At 63.6% G+C, this 14,588-nt stretch carries 16 protein-coding genes; 4 read left to right on the forward strand and 12 right to left on the reverse strand.

The window, feature by feature from the left end; translation table 11 throughout:
• Positions 1-26: 26 nt before the first annotated feature.
• From erpA to pmbA, 12 genes are all read right to left on the reverse strand, one after another.
• A complete protein-coding gene (erpA, locus tag HG262_RS15420) occupies positions 27-398 on the reverse strand; it encodes an iron-sulfur cluster insertion protein ErpA (protein ID WP_006226695.1) in 372 nt (123 codons plus the stop codon).
• Between the two features lie 86 nt (positions 399-484).
• Positions 485-1,231: a DUF6776 family protein gene (locus HG262_RS15425; protein ID WP_169271840.1), complete on the reverse strand. Its 747-nt coding sequence runs from the start codon at positions 1,229-1,231 to the stop codon at positions 485-487.
• 48 nt (positions 1,232-1,279) lie between these two features.
• Positions 1,280-2,344 carry an N-acetyl-gamma-glutamyl-phosphate reductase gene (gene argC, locus HG262_RS15430; RefSeq protein ID WP_169271841.1) on the reverse strand — a complete coding sequence of 355 codons (1,065 nt, stop codon included), beginning with the start codon at positions 2,342-2,344 and terminating at the stop codon, positions 1,280-1,282.
• A 199-nt stretch (positions 2,345-2,543) separates the two neighbouring features.
• Positions 2,544-2,936, reverse strand: a complete 393-nt coding sequence (gene rpsI / locus HG262_RS15435; RefSeq protein WP_006217310.1) for a 30S ribosomal protein S9 — start codon at positions 2,934-2,936, stop codon at positions 2,544-2,546.
• Positions 2,937-2,945: 9 nt separating this feature from the next.
• Positions 2,946-3,374, reverse strand: a complete 429-nt coding sequence (gene rplM / locus HG262_RS15440) for a 50S ribosomal protein L13 (RefSeq protein ID WP_169271842.1) — start codon at positions 3,372-3,374, stop codon at positions 2,946-2,948.
• A gap of 323 nt (positions 3,375-3,697) precedes the next feature.
• Positions 3,698-4,408, reverse strand: coding sequence for an ABC transporter ATP-binding protein (locus HG262_RS15445; RefSeq protein WP_169271843.1), 711 nt, complete (start codon positions 4,406-4,408; stop codon positions 3,698-3,700).
• Positions 4,405-5,193, reverse strand: a complete 789-nt coding sequence (locus HG262_RS15450; protein WP_169271844.1) for an ABC transporter ATP-binding protein — start codon at positions 5,191-5,193, stop codon at positions 4,405-4,407. The genes HG262_RS15445 and HG262_RS15450 overlap by 4 nt, the downstream gene beginning before the upstream one ends.
• Positions 5,186-6,067, reverse strand: a complete 882-nt coding sequence (locus HG262_RS15455; RefSeq protein ID WP_169271845.1) for a branched-chain amino acid ABC transporter permease — start codon at positions 6,065-6,067, stop codon at positions 5,186-5,188. The genes HG262_RS15450 and HG262_RS15455 overlap by 8 nt, the downstream gene beginning before the upstream one ends.
• 3 nt (positions 6,068-6,070) lie before the next feature.
• Positions 6,071-6,952, reverse strand: coding sequence for a branched-chain amino acid ABC transporter permease (locus HG262_RS15460; protein WP_169271846.1), 882 nt, complete (start codon positions 6,950-6,952; stop codon positions 6,071-6,073).
• A gap of 165 nt (positions 6,953-7,117) precedes the next feature.
• The gene (locus HG262_RS15465; RefSeq protein ID WP_169271847.1) at positions 7,118-8,272 is read right to left on the reverse strand and encodes an ABC transporter substrate-binding protein; all 1,155 of its coding nucleotides are present in this window, start codon (positions 8,270-8,272) and stop codon (positions 7,118-7,120) included.
• Between the two features lie 261 nt (positions 8,273-8,533).
• On the reverse strand, positions 8,534-9,628 hold the full coding sequence (locus HG262_RS15470; protein WP_169271848.1) for a twin-arginine translocation signal domain-containing protein: 1,095 nt from the start codon (positions 9,626-9,628) through the stop codon (positions 8,534-8,536).
• Between the two features lie 170 nt (positions 9,629-9,798).
• Positions 9,799-11,163 (reverse strand): metalloprotease PmbA, encoded by a 1,365-nt coding sequence (gene pmbA, locus HG262_RS15475; RefSeq protein ID WP_169271849.1) that lies wholly within the window; start codon positions 11,161-11,163, stop codon positions 9,799-9,801.
• Positions 11,164-11,221: 58 nt separating this feature from the next.
• Here pmbA and yjgA point away from each other — a divergent pair, with 58 nt between their 5' ends.
• The 4 genes from yjgA to HG262_RS15495 all read left to right on the forward strand — a co-directional run bounded on the left by yjgA (position 11,222) and on the right by HG262_RS15495 (position 14,586).
• Positions 11,222-11,773 (forward strand): ribosome biogenesis factor YjgA, encoded by a 552-nt coding sequence (yjgA, locus tag HG262_RS15480; protein ID WP_169271850.1) that lies wholly within the window; start codon positions 11,222-11,224, stop codon positions 11,771-11,773.
• A 33-nt stretch (positions 11,774-11,806) separates the two neighbouring features.
• Positions 11,807-12,484: an alpha/beta hydrolase gene (locus HG262_RS15485; RefSeq protein ID WP_169271851.1), complete on the forward strand. Its 678-nt coding sequence runs from the start codon at positions 11,807-11,809 to the stop codon at positions 12,482-12,484.
• 285 nt (positions 12,485-12,769) lie between these two features.
• Positions 12,770-13,774: an ABC transporter substrate-binding protein gene (locus tag HG262_RS15490; RefSeq protein ID WP_169271852.1), complete on the forward strand. Its 1,005-nt coding sequence runs from the start codon at positions 12,770-12,772 to the stop codon at positions 13,772-13,774.
• Positions 13,774-14,586, forward strand: a complete 813-nt coding sequence (locus tag HG262_RS15495; protein WP_105559318.1) for an ABC transporter ATP-binding protein — start codon at positions 13,774-13,776, stop codon at positions 14,584-14,586. Before HG262_RS15490 ends, HG262_RS15495 begins: the two co-directional genes overlap by 1 nt.
• Positions 14,587-14,588 lie beyond the last annotated feature (2 nt).

The raw sequence follows: 14,588 nt of genomic DNA on the forward strand, positions 1-14,588 counted from the left end.
GGGCTTTTCTTGTCCTGCTTCGGCGATTACACCGAGAACGAGGAACCGCAGCCGCAGGTAGTGCTGGCGTTGGGATTGCGGATGACGAACTGCGCGCCTTCCAGGTCTTCTTTGTAGTCGATCTCGGCGCCGACCAGATACTGGAAGCTCATCGGGTCAACCAGCAGTTGTACGCCGGCCTTGTCCAGCACGGTATCGTCTTCGTTCACGACTTCGTCGAACGTGAAGCCGTACTGGAAGCCCGAACAGCCGCCACCCTGGACAAACACGCGCAGCTTCAGCTCGGGGTTGCCTTCTTCGGCCAACAGGTCCTTCACTTTGGCGGCAGCCGAGTCAGTAAATACCAAAGGAACAGGCGGGGCGGCCTGGAGGTCGACGGTTTCGGTTACTGCATTCATGGTTCACTCCTGGCCGGATAGGCCATATTTCGGTGAGCGGCAACGGCGCTCGCATAGTGTCACTATAGCGCAGGGCTTGACTAGACTCAAAGTTCCAGTTTGATACTGCGGGAAGCCCGGACGGTATCGCCTTCCAGCACGCTGACGGTGACGCTTTCGGGGACAAAGCCATCGGGCACGGCCAACAGGCCCTGGCTGCGCTGATATTGGTCGAACTGCAGGGCCAGCGAAGCCGCGGTGGTGGATTCACCCGTGGCAGTCACCGGGCCGGTTTCGGCCTTGACTTGCATAGGTGCCAGGTCGACCGTCACGGTTTCGCCTTTGAGGATGCCCGTGGCCTGGAACCGCAGCGCGCCTGCGAACGACGCCCCGCCATTGCGCCCGCTGCGCATCAGCAGCACCTTGTAGCGCAAGCCGCCGCCTTCGCGGTCGATCTGCACTCCCCGGATATCCACCGAACCTTCCGGGCCGGGAGGCAGCAATTGCTCATAGAACGCCAACTGGTCGCGCACGCGGCCCACCTCGGCCTGCACGGCGCGCAGCTGCGCTTCAAGCTCCTGGCGGGCCGAGCGCTCGATGACGAGCTCTCCGTCCGCGGTATCCAGCTGGCCCTGCGTGTAGCGCAACTGCGTGGCCTGCTGGCGCATGGCCTCTTGCTGGGCCTCGGCTTGCGCCGCGCTGATCACGACGGCATCCTGCGGCTGGGCTTGCCGTTGGGCATGGAAATACCCGGCGACGCCGCCCAACAGCAGGCCGACCAGCAACCCCGCAGCCACGCGCAGCAGCCCGCCGGCGGGACGGGGCTGCGGGGTGTCGGGAAAGTCAGCTGACATAAAGCGCGTAGACGGGCAGCGGCCGGGGCCAGCTGCCCGATCCAGGCATCAGGGCAGGATCGCGACCTGATCCAGGCCGGTCGTTTCCGGCACGCCGAACATCAGGTTCATGTTTTGCACGGCCTGCCCGGCGGCACCTTTGACCAGGTTGTCCTGCACGACCAGGACAATCAATTGGTCGCCGTTGCCCGGACGGCTCAGCGCGATGCGCAGGTTGTTCGACGCGCGCACCGAACGGGTTTCCGGCAGGCTGCCGGCCGGCATCACGTCCACGAAAGGCTCGTCGGCGTAGCGCTGCTCGAACAAGGCCTGGAAGTCGGTATCGCGGGCTTCCGGCAGGATGCGGGCGTAGATCGTGGAGAACATGCCGCGGATCATCGGCACCAGGTGCGGCACGAAAGTCAGGCCGACTGTGCCGCCGGAGATCTTTTCCAGCTGGGCGACGATTTCCGGATGGTGGCGGTGGCCAGCCACGCCGTAGGCCTTGAAGTTGTCCGAGGCTTCCGAGAACAGCGAGCCCACTTCCGCCTTGCGGCCGGCGCCCGACACGCCCGACTTGCAGTCGGCGATCAGGGTCTGCGCATCAACCAGCGCCTTGCCGCCTTCCAGCAACGGGGCCAGGCCCAGCAGCACGGTGGTGGGATAGCAGCCGGGGTTGCCAATGACGCGCGCGCGGGAGATGGCTTCGCGGTTCAGTTCCACCAGGCCGTACTGGGATTCGGCCAGGATATCCGGGCAGGTGTGGGGAATCTTGTACCAGCGCTCGAACGTGGGGATATCTTGCAGGCGGAAGTCCGCGGCCAGGTCGATGACGCGGGTACCCGCGGAAATCAGTTCCTGGGCCTGGGCCATCGCCACGCCGTGCGGCGTCGCGAAGAACACCACGTCGCAATCCGTCAGCGACGCTTTTTCCGGCGCGGAAAACGCCAGGTTCACGCGGCCGCGCAGGTTCGGATACATGTCAGCCACCGGCAGCCCGTCTTCCTTGCGGGACGTGATGGCGGTCAATTCCACATTGGGATGCTGCGACAGCAAGCGCAGCAGCTCGACGCCGGTATAACCGGTGCCGCCGACGATACCAACCTTGATACGGGTGTTCGATGCTTGGGCCATGATGGTGTGCTCTTCGTAGAACGAGGCTAGATTGTATCGCTCGGGAAACGGGTCTTGCGGCACCGTGCCGAAATTGGTGCACTACCCCTTTCGTCCGACCGGACGGGATGCGCGGAGTTCCGCGCGGGGCGGCCGGAGCCGTTGCCCCGTTTGCGCCCAAAAACAAAAAACCCGCCGAAGCGGGTTTTTTGCAGCAACATTAACGCTTGCTGAACTGCTTGCGACGACGTGCCTTGCGGAAGCCGACCTTCTTACGTTCGACTTCACGGGCATCGCGGGTCACAAAGCCAGCTTGCGACAGTGCGGGCTTCAGGGTCGCGTCGTAGTCGATCAGGGCACGCGTGATGCCGTGACGGACTGCGCCGGCCTGGCCGGTTTCACCGCCGCCGTGGACGTTGACTTTGATGTCGAACGATTCCAGGTGGCCGGTCAGTTCCAGCGGTTGGCGCACGATCATGCGGCCAGTTTCGCGGGCGAAGAAATCGTCGACGGGCTTGCCGTTGACAACGATCTTACCCGTGCCCTTCTTGATGAAAACGCGAGCCACCGAAGTTTTGCGACGGCCGGTTCCGTAATTCCAGTTACCGATCATGGCGTTTCCTTAGAGATCCAGCGTCTTGGGCTGTTGGGCGGTGTGCGGGTGCTCGGCACCGGCATAGACCTTCAGCTTCTTGATCATGGCGTAGCCCAGAGGACCCTTGGGCAGCATGCCCTTGACGGCCTTCTGAATGGCGCGACCGGGAAAACGCTCTTGCATTTTCTCGAAGTTCGTTTCGCGGATACCGCCCGGGTACGTGGTGTGGCGGAAGTACTTCTTGTCCTTCGCCTTGGTACCGGTAACGACGATATCGGATGCGTTGATGATGACGATGTAATCGCCCGTATCAACGTGCGGCGTGAATTCAGGTTTGTGCTTGCCACGCAGACGACGTGCGACTTCGCTGGCCACACGACCGAGGACTTTGCCCTTGGCGTCGATCACAAACCAGTCACGTTGGACTTCATGCGGCTTGGCCACAAAGGTCTTCATGATGGTTCCTAAGAATAAAAAGTTCTTGCTGACTAGAACGTCTAGCCAGTGTTCTTTCCCCAACTAGACAAAATTCCAACCGCCCAAAAAGCCCGCTTCAAAAAGCCAAGCTGCCTGAAATTCGTTTGGATTCATGCCCTTATTGATCCCCGCCTAAGCGTTATTACCCGCCCGTGCAATGGTCAAAATGAGGGAAAGCCTGAAATTCTAACACGGTTGCTCAAAAAATGGGCAAGCGAAGAGAAATAAGGAAGCGACCGGCCACACCTACAGGCGCAGCCAGCACACATGCGATTCGGGGACGAATCCCCTGTCCGCCCGGGTCAGGCGCCCAGATAGGCTTCCAGCACCCGCGGGTGGCCCAGCAGTTCGCGACCGGTGCCGGTCAGCGCCATGGCGCCGTTTTCCAGCACGTAGCCGTTTTGCGCGATCTTCAACGCCTGGCGCACGTTCTGCTCCACCAGGAACAGGGTCAGGCCGTCGGCGTTGATGGCGCGCAACGAACGGAAGATCTCCTGCACGACGATGGGCGCCAGACCCATCGACGGCTCGTCCAGCAGCAACAGGCGCGGCTTGGCCATCAAGGCCCGGCCGATAGCCAACATCTGCTGTTCGCCACCCGACAGGTTGCCGGCAATGCCGGTGATCCGTTCTTTCAGGCGCGGGAACAGGTTGAACACGTATTCCAGGTCGGAATCCACGTTCTTCAGGCCGCGGCGATAGGCGCCCAGTTCCAGGTTTTCCAGCACCGTCATGGTGGTGAGGATGGCCCGGCCTTCCGGCACCTGCACGATGCCGCGCGCCACGAGTTGGTGCGGAGCCAGGTTGGTGACGTCTTCACCCTCGAACAGGATGCGGCCACGCGCCTTGGGCAGCAGGCCCGACAGCGCAAGCAGCGTGGTCGATTTGCCCGCGCCGTTGGCGCCGACCAGGGCGGTGATTTCGTTGGCGTTCAGGTCCAGGTCGATGCCGCGGACGGCTTCGATGTGGCCGTAGTTGACCTCGAGTCCGCGGACTTCCAGCATCGCGCTCATTTGGCGGCCTCCGCTTGTTCGGTGTCTTCGTCGTCTTCGCGGCCCAGGTAGGCCTCGATGACCTGCTCGTTGTTGCGGATCTCTTCAGGACCGCCGCAAGCGATGATCTTGCCGAAGTTCAGCACCGCGATGCGTTCGCACAGGCCCATGACGAAGCGCATGTCGTGTTCGATCATCAGGATGGTGTAGCCGCGGTCGCGGATCGCCAGGATCTCGCGCATGAGTTCGGCGCGCTCACCGGTGTTCATGCCGGCGACCGGCTCGTCCAGCAGCAGCAGTTTCGGCTCGGTGGCCAGCGCGCGCGCCAGCTCCAGGCGGCGCTGTTCGCCGTAGGACAGGTTGTCGGCCAGGTCATTGGCCTTGTGGTCCAGGCGCATCCACGTCAGCAGTTCGTGCGCACGCTCGCGGGCGCGCCTTTCGTGCTCGCGATAGCCCGGCAGGCCCAGCAGCAGGCTGGGGAAGCCGTAGTTCATGTGACGGTAGGCGCCGACCACCACGTTTTCCAGCAGCGTCATCTCTTTAAAGAGACGGATGTTCTGGAAGGTGCGGGCGATGCCCATGCGCGTGATGCTGTGCGGCTTCTTGGCCAGGACGCTTTCGCCGTTGAACGTGATCGTGCCGCCGCTGGGCGGCAACAGGCCGGTGATCAGGTTGAACACCGTGGTCTTGCCCGCGCCGTTGGGGCCGATCAGGCCGAAGATCGCGCCTTCGGGCACGGACAGGCTGACGTCATGCAGCACATGCAGGCCGCCAAAGCTCTTGGAGACGGAGGAAAGCTCAAGCATGGCGCTTGCCTCCCTGGCCGCCCCGGCCTTGACGCATCCAGCGCTTGAAGCGCGCCGGATCCCAGATGCCTTGCGGCAGGAACAACACAATCACCACCAGAATCACTCCGTTCGCGATCAGGCGCAAATCCGCGAAGCCGCGCAGCAGCTCGGGCAGCACCGTAATGATGAAGCTGCCCAGCACCGGACCGGCCAGGCCGCCGATGCCGCCCAGGATGGCCATGGTCAGGATTTCAACGCCACGGTCGAAACCGTATTCGTTAGGGCCGATGAAGAACGTCAGGTGCGCGTTCAGCGCGCCGGCCAGGCCGGCGATCATGGCGCCAGCCACGAAGGCCAGCATCTTGTTGGCGCGCACGTCGATGCCCATCAGGCCCGCGGCCGTTTCGTCGCCGCGAATGGCGTCGAACGAGCGGCCGATCTTGGACGCGCGCACGCGCCACAGCACGAACAGGACGATGACGACCGACAACACCACATGCCACCACTGCGTCAGCTGCGGGATGCCGTTCAGGCCCAGCGCGCCGCCGGTGAGGGACTCGGTGTTCAGGATGGTCACGCGGACGACTTCGCCGAAGCCCAGCGTGGCCATGGCCAGATAGACCCCTGACAGGCGCAAGGTCGGCAAGCCGATCAGCGCCGCCACGAGGGCGGGCGCCGCCATGCCGCCGGCCAGGGCGACCGTGAACGGGGCGTCGTAGTTCATGGTGAGCAGCGCGGCGGTATACGCCCCGATGCCCATGAAAGCGGCGTTGGCCATGGCCAGCATGCCGCAGGCCAGGGTCAGCCAGATGGAGAGGGCCAGCAAGGCGTTGGTGCCCAGCGTGAGCACCAGGTTGCCGTAGATGGCCCAGAAGTTTTCGAATCCGCTCATTCTTTAAGCCTTGCGTTGAACCACTTTGCCGAACAGACCTTGCGGGCGCACCAGCAGGATCAGGAACAGCAGGCCGAAAGCCACCGCATCGCGCATGGTGGAACCGACGTACGCGACCGACAGCACCTCGGCGAAGCCCAGGAACAGCCCGCCCAGCATGGCGCCGCGGATGTCGCCCATGCCGCCCAGGATGATGACCGCGATGCCCTTGTGCAGCATCGGCTGGCCCATCAGCGGGAACAGCGCGTTGGAATACAGTCCGATCAGCACGCCTGCCACGCCGCCCAGGGCGGCCGCGGCGAACGAGGTGGTGACGAACAGGCGCTCGACGTTGATGCCCAGCAGCCAGGCGGCCTTGGGCGATTCGGCGATGGCGCGCAGCGCGCGGCCGAACTGCGTGCGGCGCATGACGTACATCAGCACGGCCATCAGCGCGAACGACAGGAAGATGATGCCCAACTCGATGACGGTCAGGTGCAGACCGGCGACCTCGATCACTTCCTCGGGCACGGTGCCGTGCGGGAAGCGCAGGTTGCTGGCGCCGAAAATGCTTTGGGCGCCGTTGTTCAGGATGATGCCCACGCCAATCGTGGCGATCATGGGGATCAAGTGCGGCGCGTTGCGCTTGCGCAGGGGCTTGAGCACCAGGTAGTCGATGATGACGCCGGTGAAGCCGGCCACGAAGAACGCGACCATCAGCGCACCCCACAGGGGCAAGCCGAATTGCTGGACGACGAACAGTGCCGCGTAGGCGCCAACCATGAAGACGGCGCCGTGCGCCAGGTTGATCACCCCGAGCACGCCGAAGATCAGAGTGAAGCCCAGCGCGAACAGTGCATACACACAGCCCAGCGACAAGGCATTGACGAATTGTTGTTCGAACATGATGGGACTTTCCAGATTTATGAGGGCCTCCACGCGCCCGCTGCGTGGTCTGGCTCTCCCGAGGGAGGCCATTTTTGTCTTGGGACGGCCCTACGATAAAAAGCGCCTTGCGGACAGCCGGGGCCGTCCGCAAGGCGCATCCCCCCGCGCGGGGATGCGTACTGCTTACTTCTCGATGACGTACTTGCCGTCCTTGGTCACGCTGACGATCGGCGCCTGGTCGGCGTCGTAGCCGGCGGGCTTGCCGGCGCGGTCGTTGGCTTGACGGAACTTGAACGGGCCGGTGGCGCCGGTCCAGGTCACGGAAGGCAGGGCATCGCGCAGGGCAGCGCGGTCCTTGGGCAGTTCGCCGGTGATCTTGGTGTTCTTCAGCGCCTGGGCCACGATGTACATGGCGTCATACGACTGGGCGGCGAACTGGTCGGGCGAACCGTTGAACTTGGCCTTGTAGGCGTCGATGAACTTGACGTTCTCGGGAGCCTTGTTCTCGATCGACCACGGGCTGCCGATCCACAGATTGTTCGATGCGCCGCCAGGGGCCAGGTCGAAAATCTTGACCGAGTTCATGCCGTTGCCGCCGATGACGGGCACATTCAGGCCCAGTTGGCGGGCTTGCACCATGATCGGGGCGCCTTCTGCCAGCAGTGCGGACAGCACGATGGCGTCGGGGTTGGTGCCCTTGATCTTGGTCAGCTGGGCCTTGAAGTCCACGTCGCCCTTGGCGAACGTTTCGGTCGTGGTGACCGGGATCTTCTGGTCTTCCAGGGCCTTCTTGAAGTTGTCGTAGCCGCTCTTGGTGAAGACGTCGTCGTTGCCGTAGAGCACCGCCACGTTCTTCAGGCCGGTCTTGGCCTTGACGGTGGAGATGGTGGCCGGCAGCACGTCGGCTTCGGTGACCGAGTTGCGGAACACGTAGTTGCCGATGGAGGTGATGCCGTCGGCGGTGTTGGACGTGCCGAAGGCGACCGTCTTGGCGGCTTGGGCGATCGGGTCGGCGGCTTGGGCCGAGTTCGACAGCGTCGGGCCGAAGACCATCAGGACGTTGTCCTTGAAGATCAGTTTCTTGAAGACGTTGATGGCTTCTTCTTTCTTGCCTTGTTCGTCCTCGACCACCAGCACGAGCTTGTTGCCGTTGATACCGCCCGCAGCGTTGATTTCATCAGCGGCAAGCTGGAAACCGTTGCGGATCGACACGCCGTACTGCGCGGCGCCGCCGGACAGGGCTTCCGCCACACCCAGCTTGATGTCAGCCGCGTTCGCAGCCGGGACGATACCGGCGGCGATCAGCGCGGCCAGCAGCTTCTTGGTCTTGGATTGCATGGTTGATACCACCTTAAAGTCTGTCTCGGAATATTGGTAATCCGGGCTGGTGTAATCCCGCCGGATTGACGTCTTATGCCGCCTAAAGGCGTCATGATTGCGCGTCAAGACCCGGGATATTACTCCTTTGTATCAGGCCGAAACTCGAATGTGGTTCGAGAAAAGCCCGAAAACCGCCCATTTTTTTGTAAAAAACGCGGTATTACTAGCAAAAACCCTACGCTGGGCTGAATGCCGTTCAGCCTGCAGCGAACCTCCCTGCTACCTGCCCGACAGCGCCACGCCCAGGTACTGGCCGTAAGCGCTTTCGGTCAGGCGGAACCACGGCATCTCGCTGTCGCGAAAGCCCATGTAACTGTCGTGTATGACCTTGAACTTCGGGTCTTTGGCGGCCAAGTCCTGATACGCCTGCTGCGTCGTTTCGAACGCCACGTCCAGGATCGCGCGCGGAAAGGTGCGCACTTGCGCGCCGCTTGCCGTCAATTGCGCCAGCGCGGCCGGGTTGCGGGCGTCGTAGCGCGCGGTCAAGGACACATGCGCGGCCAGCGAAGCGGCCTGAACCACCGCCTGGTAATGCTTGGGCAGCTTGTTCCAGGCCTCATCATTGATATAGAGCGACAACTGTTCGCCGCCTGCCCACCAGCCGGGTGCGTAGTAATACTTAGCTACCTTATTCAGGCCCAGCTTCTCGTCGTCATAGGCGCCTGCGCCGGCGACCGCTTGCAGGCCGTCTTTCTCGAAAGCCTCGGCCAGCGGCTTGGCCGGATCGGCCTGCGGGGACACGCCCATGCGTCCAAGCACGTCGGCGGCCAGCCCGCTCACCCGCATCTTCAGGTCTTTCAAGTCAGCCAGCCGCTTGATTTCCCGGGTGTACCAGCCGCCCATCTGCGCGCCGGTGTTGCCCAGCGGGAAGTTGATGATCTTTTCCGGCTTGAAGAGTTCGCGGGTCAGGCGCAAGCCGTCGCCTTCGCTCATCCAGGCATTCATCTGGCGCGCGTTCAAGCCGAAGGGCACGGCGGCGTCGAAGCAAAAGGCGGGATTCTTGGCGAAGAGGAAACGGGACGAGCCATGGCCGCATTCCACCTTGCCGGTGGAGACGGTTTCAAGCAGGTCGGATGCCGGCGCGATCTCGCCTTCGGGGAAATGGCGGATGTTGAACTTGCCGCCCGTGGCTTCCGAGACGAATTTGCAGAAATGCTCGCCGGCGCCAATGCGCAAGTCCAGGGCGGCAGGAAAGGCAGACGACAGGCGCCAGCTCACGGACGGCATGTCCTGCGCGAACGCAGGCGTGCTGACGGCGGCTCCCGTGGCGACGGCGCCGAGTCCGGCGTGCTTCAAGAATGAACGTCGTTGCATCTCTCTTTGCTCCTTACAGCAACTCCTGGGACTTCGAGCAATACCCGCCGGATATTACACGCTGGCGGGGGTTGGGATCGCTAGAGGAATTCCCGAGCCGGTAAGGGAATGCAAAGACGGGGAAATGCGAAGACGCGCGGCGGCGGCGGCCGCCCGCGCGTCGGGCGGGATCAAGTCCCCGCGATAGCCATTTGCTCGATCAGGATCGAACCCGTGGTCTTGGTGCCGCGCGAAATGGTGTCAGCGCCCACGGCGACGATCTGCTGGAACATGTCGGCAAGGTTGCCGGCGATGGTGATTTCCTGGACGGCATGCTGGATCTTGCCGTTTTCCACCCAGTAGCCGAACGCGCCGCGCGAATAATCGCCGGTAACGTAGTTGACGCCCTGCCCGATCAGTTCGGTGACGAGGAATCCCGTGCCCAGCTTCTTCAGCATGGCTTCGAAGTTGTCGCCGCGCTTGGTCAGCGTGGAGCTGAACACCAGGTTGTGCGAGCCGCCGGCGTTGCCGGTGGTGGCCATGCCCAGTTTGCGGGCCGTGTAGGAAGACAGGAAATAGCCTTCCAGCACGCCAGCCGACACCACGTTGCGGCGGCGCGTGCGCACGCCTTCGTCGTCAAACGGCGAGCTGCCCATGCCGCCCGGGATGTGGGGGTCTTCGGTCAGGTTGATGTGCTTGGGGAAGATCGGCTTGCCCAGCGAGTCCACCAGGAAGCTGGCCTTGCGGTAGAGCGCACCGCCATTGACGGCCTGGGTCAGCGCGCCGACCAGCCCCAGCGCCAGCGGCGCTTCGAACAAGACGGGGAACTTGCCGGTGCGGATGCGGCGGGCCGACAAGCGGCTCAGCGTGCGCTCGGCGGCGTAGCGTCCGATGGCCTCGGGCGACGCCAGTTTGGCCGGATCGCGTTCGGAGGTGTACCAGTAGTCGCGCTGCATGCCGTTGCCGCGGCCCGCGATGGGGGCCACGGACAGGCTGTGGCGCGAATATGGGTAGCCGCCCAGGAAGCCCCGGGTGTTGCCCATCACGAACTGGCCTTCGTAGGTGCCCACGGTGGCGCCATCGGTATTGGTGATGCGCGGATCGACGTCGCGCGCGGCGCGCTCGGCGCGCAAGGCGAGTTCGGCGGCCTCTTCGGTGGACACGCTCCAGGCGCGGTGCAGATCCAGATCGGGGAATTCGGTGGCCAGCTGGTCGGCGTCAGGCAGGCCGGCGGCCGGATCGGCGGCGGTATGGCGCGCGATGTGCCACGCGGCTTCGACCGTCTGGCGCAAGGCCGCTTCGGAGAAGTCGGAGGTCGAGGCGGACCCGCGGCTCTGCCCGGCGTAGACCGTCAGGTCCAGCGAGCGGTCGCGCGTCTGCTCAACGGTTTCGATGTCGTTCTTTCGGACCGAGACCGACAGGCCCAGGCTTTCCGAGACTTCCGCCGCGGCGTCCGAGGCGCCGATCTGGCGCGCGTAGGCGAGGGTTTGTTCGACGAGTTCGGAAAAACGCGCGTGATTCGCCGCCAGCGGCAAGGATGAGGAGGATTTAACCATTGCTGTCCAATTTGCAGAGACGGTTATCATAGCCAAGTCTGTCAACGCGCAGTTTTCCATGAATTCCCATACTGAAGAAGAATCCGTCGACGACGGTTACGATGAAAACGGCTACGACCGTCCCAGCAAGTCCCAGGTCAAGCGTGAAATGCACGCCTTGCTGGACCTGGGCAAACAGCTGATCGAACTGTCCCCCGAACGCCTCAAGCAACTGCCGCTGGCCGAACGCCTCTATGAAGCGATCCGCATGGCGCAGCGCACGACCGGCCGCGAAGGCCGCCGCCGGCAAGTCCATTTCGTGGGCAAGCTGATGCGCGACGCCCCCGCGGACGAGATCCGCGCCCAGCTTGACGTCTGGGAAAACGGCTCGCGTGAAGAAACCGCCGCGATGCACCGGCTGGAAACGCTGCGCGACCGCCTGCTGGACGACGACGACCTGCTGACCAAGCTGCTGGCGAACAACCCCCAGGCCGATGCGCAGCAATTGCGCACGCTGATCCGCGCCGCGCGCAAGGAAAAGCTGGGCAACGCCGCGCTGCTGCAGGGGCAGGAGCCGCAGAAGAAGCACTATCGCGCGCTGTTCCAGGCGTTAAAGACCCTGACGCTCTGATCCCCTTCCCTGTTTTTTTGCCGCCGGCCGTCCATGAACGCATCTACTGACCTGCTCGATTGCATCGAGATCGAAACCGCCCCCCATCCCACGCACGCCGTGATCTGGCTGCACGGCTTGGGCGCCGACGGCAATGACTTCGCGCCCATCGTCCCGGAACTGGACCTGCCCGCGGGCCTGGGGGTGCGCTTCGTGTTCCCCAACGCGCCGGTGCAGCGCGTAACGATCAACAACGGCATGGCGATGCGGTCGTGGTACGACATCCTTGTGATGGACCTGGTGCGCGTGGAAGACGCCAAGGGCATTCGGGCGTCCGAAGCCGCCATCCACAAGCTGATCGCGCGGGAAAACGCCAGAGGCATCCCCACGTCGAACATCGTGCTGGCCGGGTTTTCGCAAGGCAGCGCCATGACGCTGCACACGGGCCTGCGCCTGCCTGAAAAGCTCGCGGGCATGATGGCGTTGTCGGGTTACCTGCCGCTGGTGGACACGGCGCAAACCGAACGCAACAGCGCCAACAACGCCACGCCCATCTTCATGGCCCACGGCCAGTACGACCCGGTCGTGTCGCTGGCGCGCGCCGAGGCGTCGCTGGCCGAACTGAAACGGCTGGGCTACGACGTGCGCTGGCACACGTACCCGATGCCGCATTCTGTCTGCGCCGAAGAAGTGGCCGACATCTCGCGCTTCCTAAACGACGTCCTGGCCTGAAGCGGGTTTCGGGCGGCGCGCCCTGCCCGCCCCGAAAAATCCAATCTTGTATACCAAGCGGTATTCCAGCCCTGAATTTTCCGGGCTGGGCTGGCGCTCGTCCATAGAGAAAAACGCCAATCCCAAAATACTTGTCGCCCACTTGTATTGAATATAGTATCCGATCCATGCCTTACGGCCCGGGCAGCGATCGTTCGGGCTTCCCTGTTGTTGTTGTCGATTCCATCCCATTGGCCGTGTTGCGCCGGGTTGCGGCGTGCCATACAAGACGCAGGAGAAAGTCCCGTGAAATCCTTGCCATTGCCCCGCCTGACGGGCGCGGCGCTGCTTGCGCTGCTTGCCCCGCTGGCCGCCCAGGCCGAAGCCCTGAATCCCCCCGTGAAGGTCCGCTACGAAGAGGTGGTGCGCTCCATCCTCTACGTGCCCAAGTACGTGGCCCTGTCGCAGGGCTACTTCAAGGACGCCGGGCTGGACGTGTCCATGAAAACCTCCCAGGGCACGGACAAGGGCATGACGGCCCTGTTGTCGGGCAGCGCCGACATCGTGCTGATCGGACCCGAGGCGTCCATCTATGTGCAAAACAGCGAATCGCCCGTCAAGCCGAAGATCTTCGCCGGATTGACGGCCACCGACGGCTTTTTCCTGCTGGCGCGCAAACCCATCGACAAGTTCGACTGGTCGATGCTCAAGGGCAAGGACATCATCGGCTTTCGCCCCGGGTCCAACCCCATCGTGTTTCTGGAAACCGCGTTGCGCAAGCACGGCCTGGACCCTCAGAAAGACGTGAAACTGCTGAACAACATCGGCATCCCGGCGCGCGCCGGGGCGTGGATGGCGGGCCAGGGCGAATACGGCATCTTCCTGGAGCCCGAGGCCGGGGAACTCGTGCGTAACGGCAAGGGTTATATCGTGGCTTCCGTCGGCCATGAAGTGGGCCAGGTGGACTACACCGTCTTCACCGCCACCGACAAGTACATTCGTGACAACCCCAAGGTCATCCAGGCCTGGACCGACGTCGTCGCGCGCGCCGAGAAGTACGTGAAGGACACGCCCGCCGCCACACTGACCCCGCAGATCATGACGTTTTTCCCCGGCATGGACCCGGGCGCGGTGACCGAAGCGATCGAACGCTACAAGCAATACCAGATCTGGAAGACGTCGCCGCTGGTGACGGCCGAGGCCATGGCGAAACTGCAGGACATGCTGATCGCCAGCGCCGTCATGAAGGACACCGCCCGCGTGAAGTATGAAGACGTGGTGGTGGCCGACTTCGCCAAAAAGGCGCCGTGATGGGAGCCGCCGTCCATAACCTGAAGCCCGCCGCCGCCACGGCGAAGATCGAGCTGCGCGACGTCTGCCTGTCGTACTTCACGACCGAGGGCGAAACCGAGGCGCTATCTAACGTGTCGTTCACGCTGGCGCCGGGCGAATTCGTCAGCCTGATCGGGCAAAGCGGGTGCGGCAAAAGCACCCTGCTGTCTCTGATCGCCGGGCTGATTCCGCCGACTTCGGGCGCCGTGATGATCGATGGCCAGGGCGTGACCAAGCCCAATCCGCGCATCGGCTACATGCTGCAGCAGGACTACCTGTTCGAATGGCGCACCATCCTGGACAACGTGATGCTGGGCGCCGAGATCCAGGGCCGGCGCGACGCGCGCAGCGAGGCGCGCGCCGTGCATCTGCTGGAAAAGTGCGGGCTGGGCGCCTTCCTGTCGCACACGCCTCGGCAATTGTCGGGCGGCATGCGGCAGCGCGCCGCGTTGGCGCGCACGCTGGTGACCGAGCCGGACGTGATCCTGCTGGACGAGCCGTTCTCGGCGCTGGATTCGCAGACGCGGCTGGCAATCTCGGACGAAGTCGTGGACATCCTGCGGCGCGAAGGCAAGACCGTGGTGCTGGTCACGCACGACATCGGCGAGGCCATCGCGATGACGGACCGCGTGATCGTGCTGTCGCGCCGGCCCGGTCGCCTGAAAAGCCAATACCGCATCCACTACGGTGACGGCGCGCGTCCCACGCCCTTCCAGGCGCGCTCGCGGCCGGAATTCAACACTTACTTCAAACAGCTCTGGGATGAGCTGGACGTCCACGTGGAGGGTTGACC

Source organism: Achromobacter sp. Bel (assembly GCF_012928505.1).
In the GTDB taxonomy this organism is placed as follows: domain Bacteria; phylum Pseudomonadota; class Gammaproteobacteria; order Burkholderiales; family Burkholderiaceae_B; genus Achromobacter.

What these genes read in the sequence shown, in the direction of transcription:
- HG262_RS15485 (WP_169271851.1), top strand. Translation starts at nt 11,807, where the DNA reads ATGAACGCATCTACTGACCTGCTCGATTGCATCGAGATCGAAACCGCC.
- rplM (WP_169271842.1), bottom strand. Translation starts at nt 3,374, where the DNA reads ATGAAGACCTTTGTGGCCAAGCCGCATGAAGTCCAACGTGACTGGTTT.
- rpsI (WP_006217310.1), bottom strand. Translation starts at nt 2,936, where the DNA reads ATGATCGGTAACTGGAATTACGGAACCGGCCGTCGCAAAACTTCGGTG.
- HG262_RS15495 (WP_105559318.1), top strand. Translation starts at nt 13,774, where the DNA reads ATGGGAGCCGCCGTCCATAACCTGAAGCCCGCCGCCGCCACGGCGAAG.
- HG262_RS15445 (WP_169271843.1), bottom strand. Translation starts at nt 4,408, where the DNA reads ATGAGCGCGATGCTGGAAGTCCGCGGACTCGAGGTCAACTACGGCCAC.
- yjgA (WP_169271850.1), top strand. Translation starts at nt 11,222, where the DNA reads ATGAATTCCCATACTGAAGAAGAATCCGTCGACGACGGTTACGATGAA.
- argC (WP_169271841.1), bottom strand. Translation starts at nt 2,344, where the DNA reads ATGGCCCAAGCATCGAACACCCGTATCAAGGTTGGTATCGTCGGCGGC.
- HG262_RS15450 (WP_169271844.1), bottom strand. Translation starts at nt 5,193, where the DNA reads ATGCTTGAGCTTTCCTCCGTCTCCAAGAGCTTTGGCGGCCTGCATGTG.
- pmbA (WP_169271849.1), bottom strand. Translation starts at nt 11,163, where the DNA reads ATGGTTAAATCCTCCTCATCCTTGCCGCTGGCGGCGAATCACGCGCGT.
- erpA (WP_006226695.1), bottom strand. Translation starts at nt 398, where the DNA reads ATGAATGCAGTAACCGAAACCGTCGACCTCCAGGCCGCCCCGCCTGTT.
- HG262_RS15425 (WP_169271840.1), bottom strand. Translation starts at nt 1,231, where the DNA reads ATGTCAGCTGACTTTCCCGACACCCCGCAGCCCCGTCCCGCCGGCGGG.
- HG262_RS15460 (WP_169271846.1), bottom strand. Translation starts at nt 6,952, where the DNA reads ATGTTCGAACAACAATTCGTCAATGCCTTGTCGCTGGGCTGTGTGTAT.
- HG262_RS15470 (WP_169271848.1), bottom strand. Translation starts at nt 9,628, where the DNA reads ATGCAACGACGTTCATTCTTGAAGCACGCCGGACTCGGCGCCGTCGCC.
- HG262_RS15465 (WP_169271847.1), bottom strand. Translation starts at nt 8,272, where the DNA reads ATGCAATCCAAGACCAAGAAGCTGCTGGCCGCGCTGATCGCCGCCGGT.
- HG262_RS15455 (WP_169271845.1), bottom strand. Translation starts at nt 6,067, where the DNA reads ATGAGCGGATTCGAAAACTTCTGGGCCATCTACGGCAACCTGGTGCTC.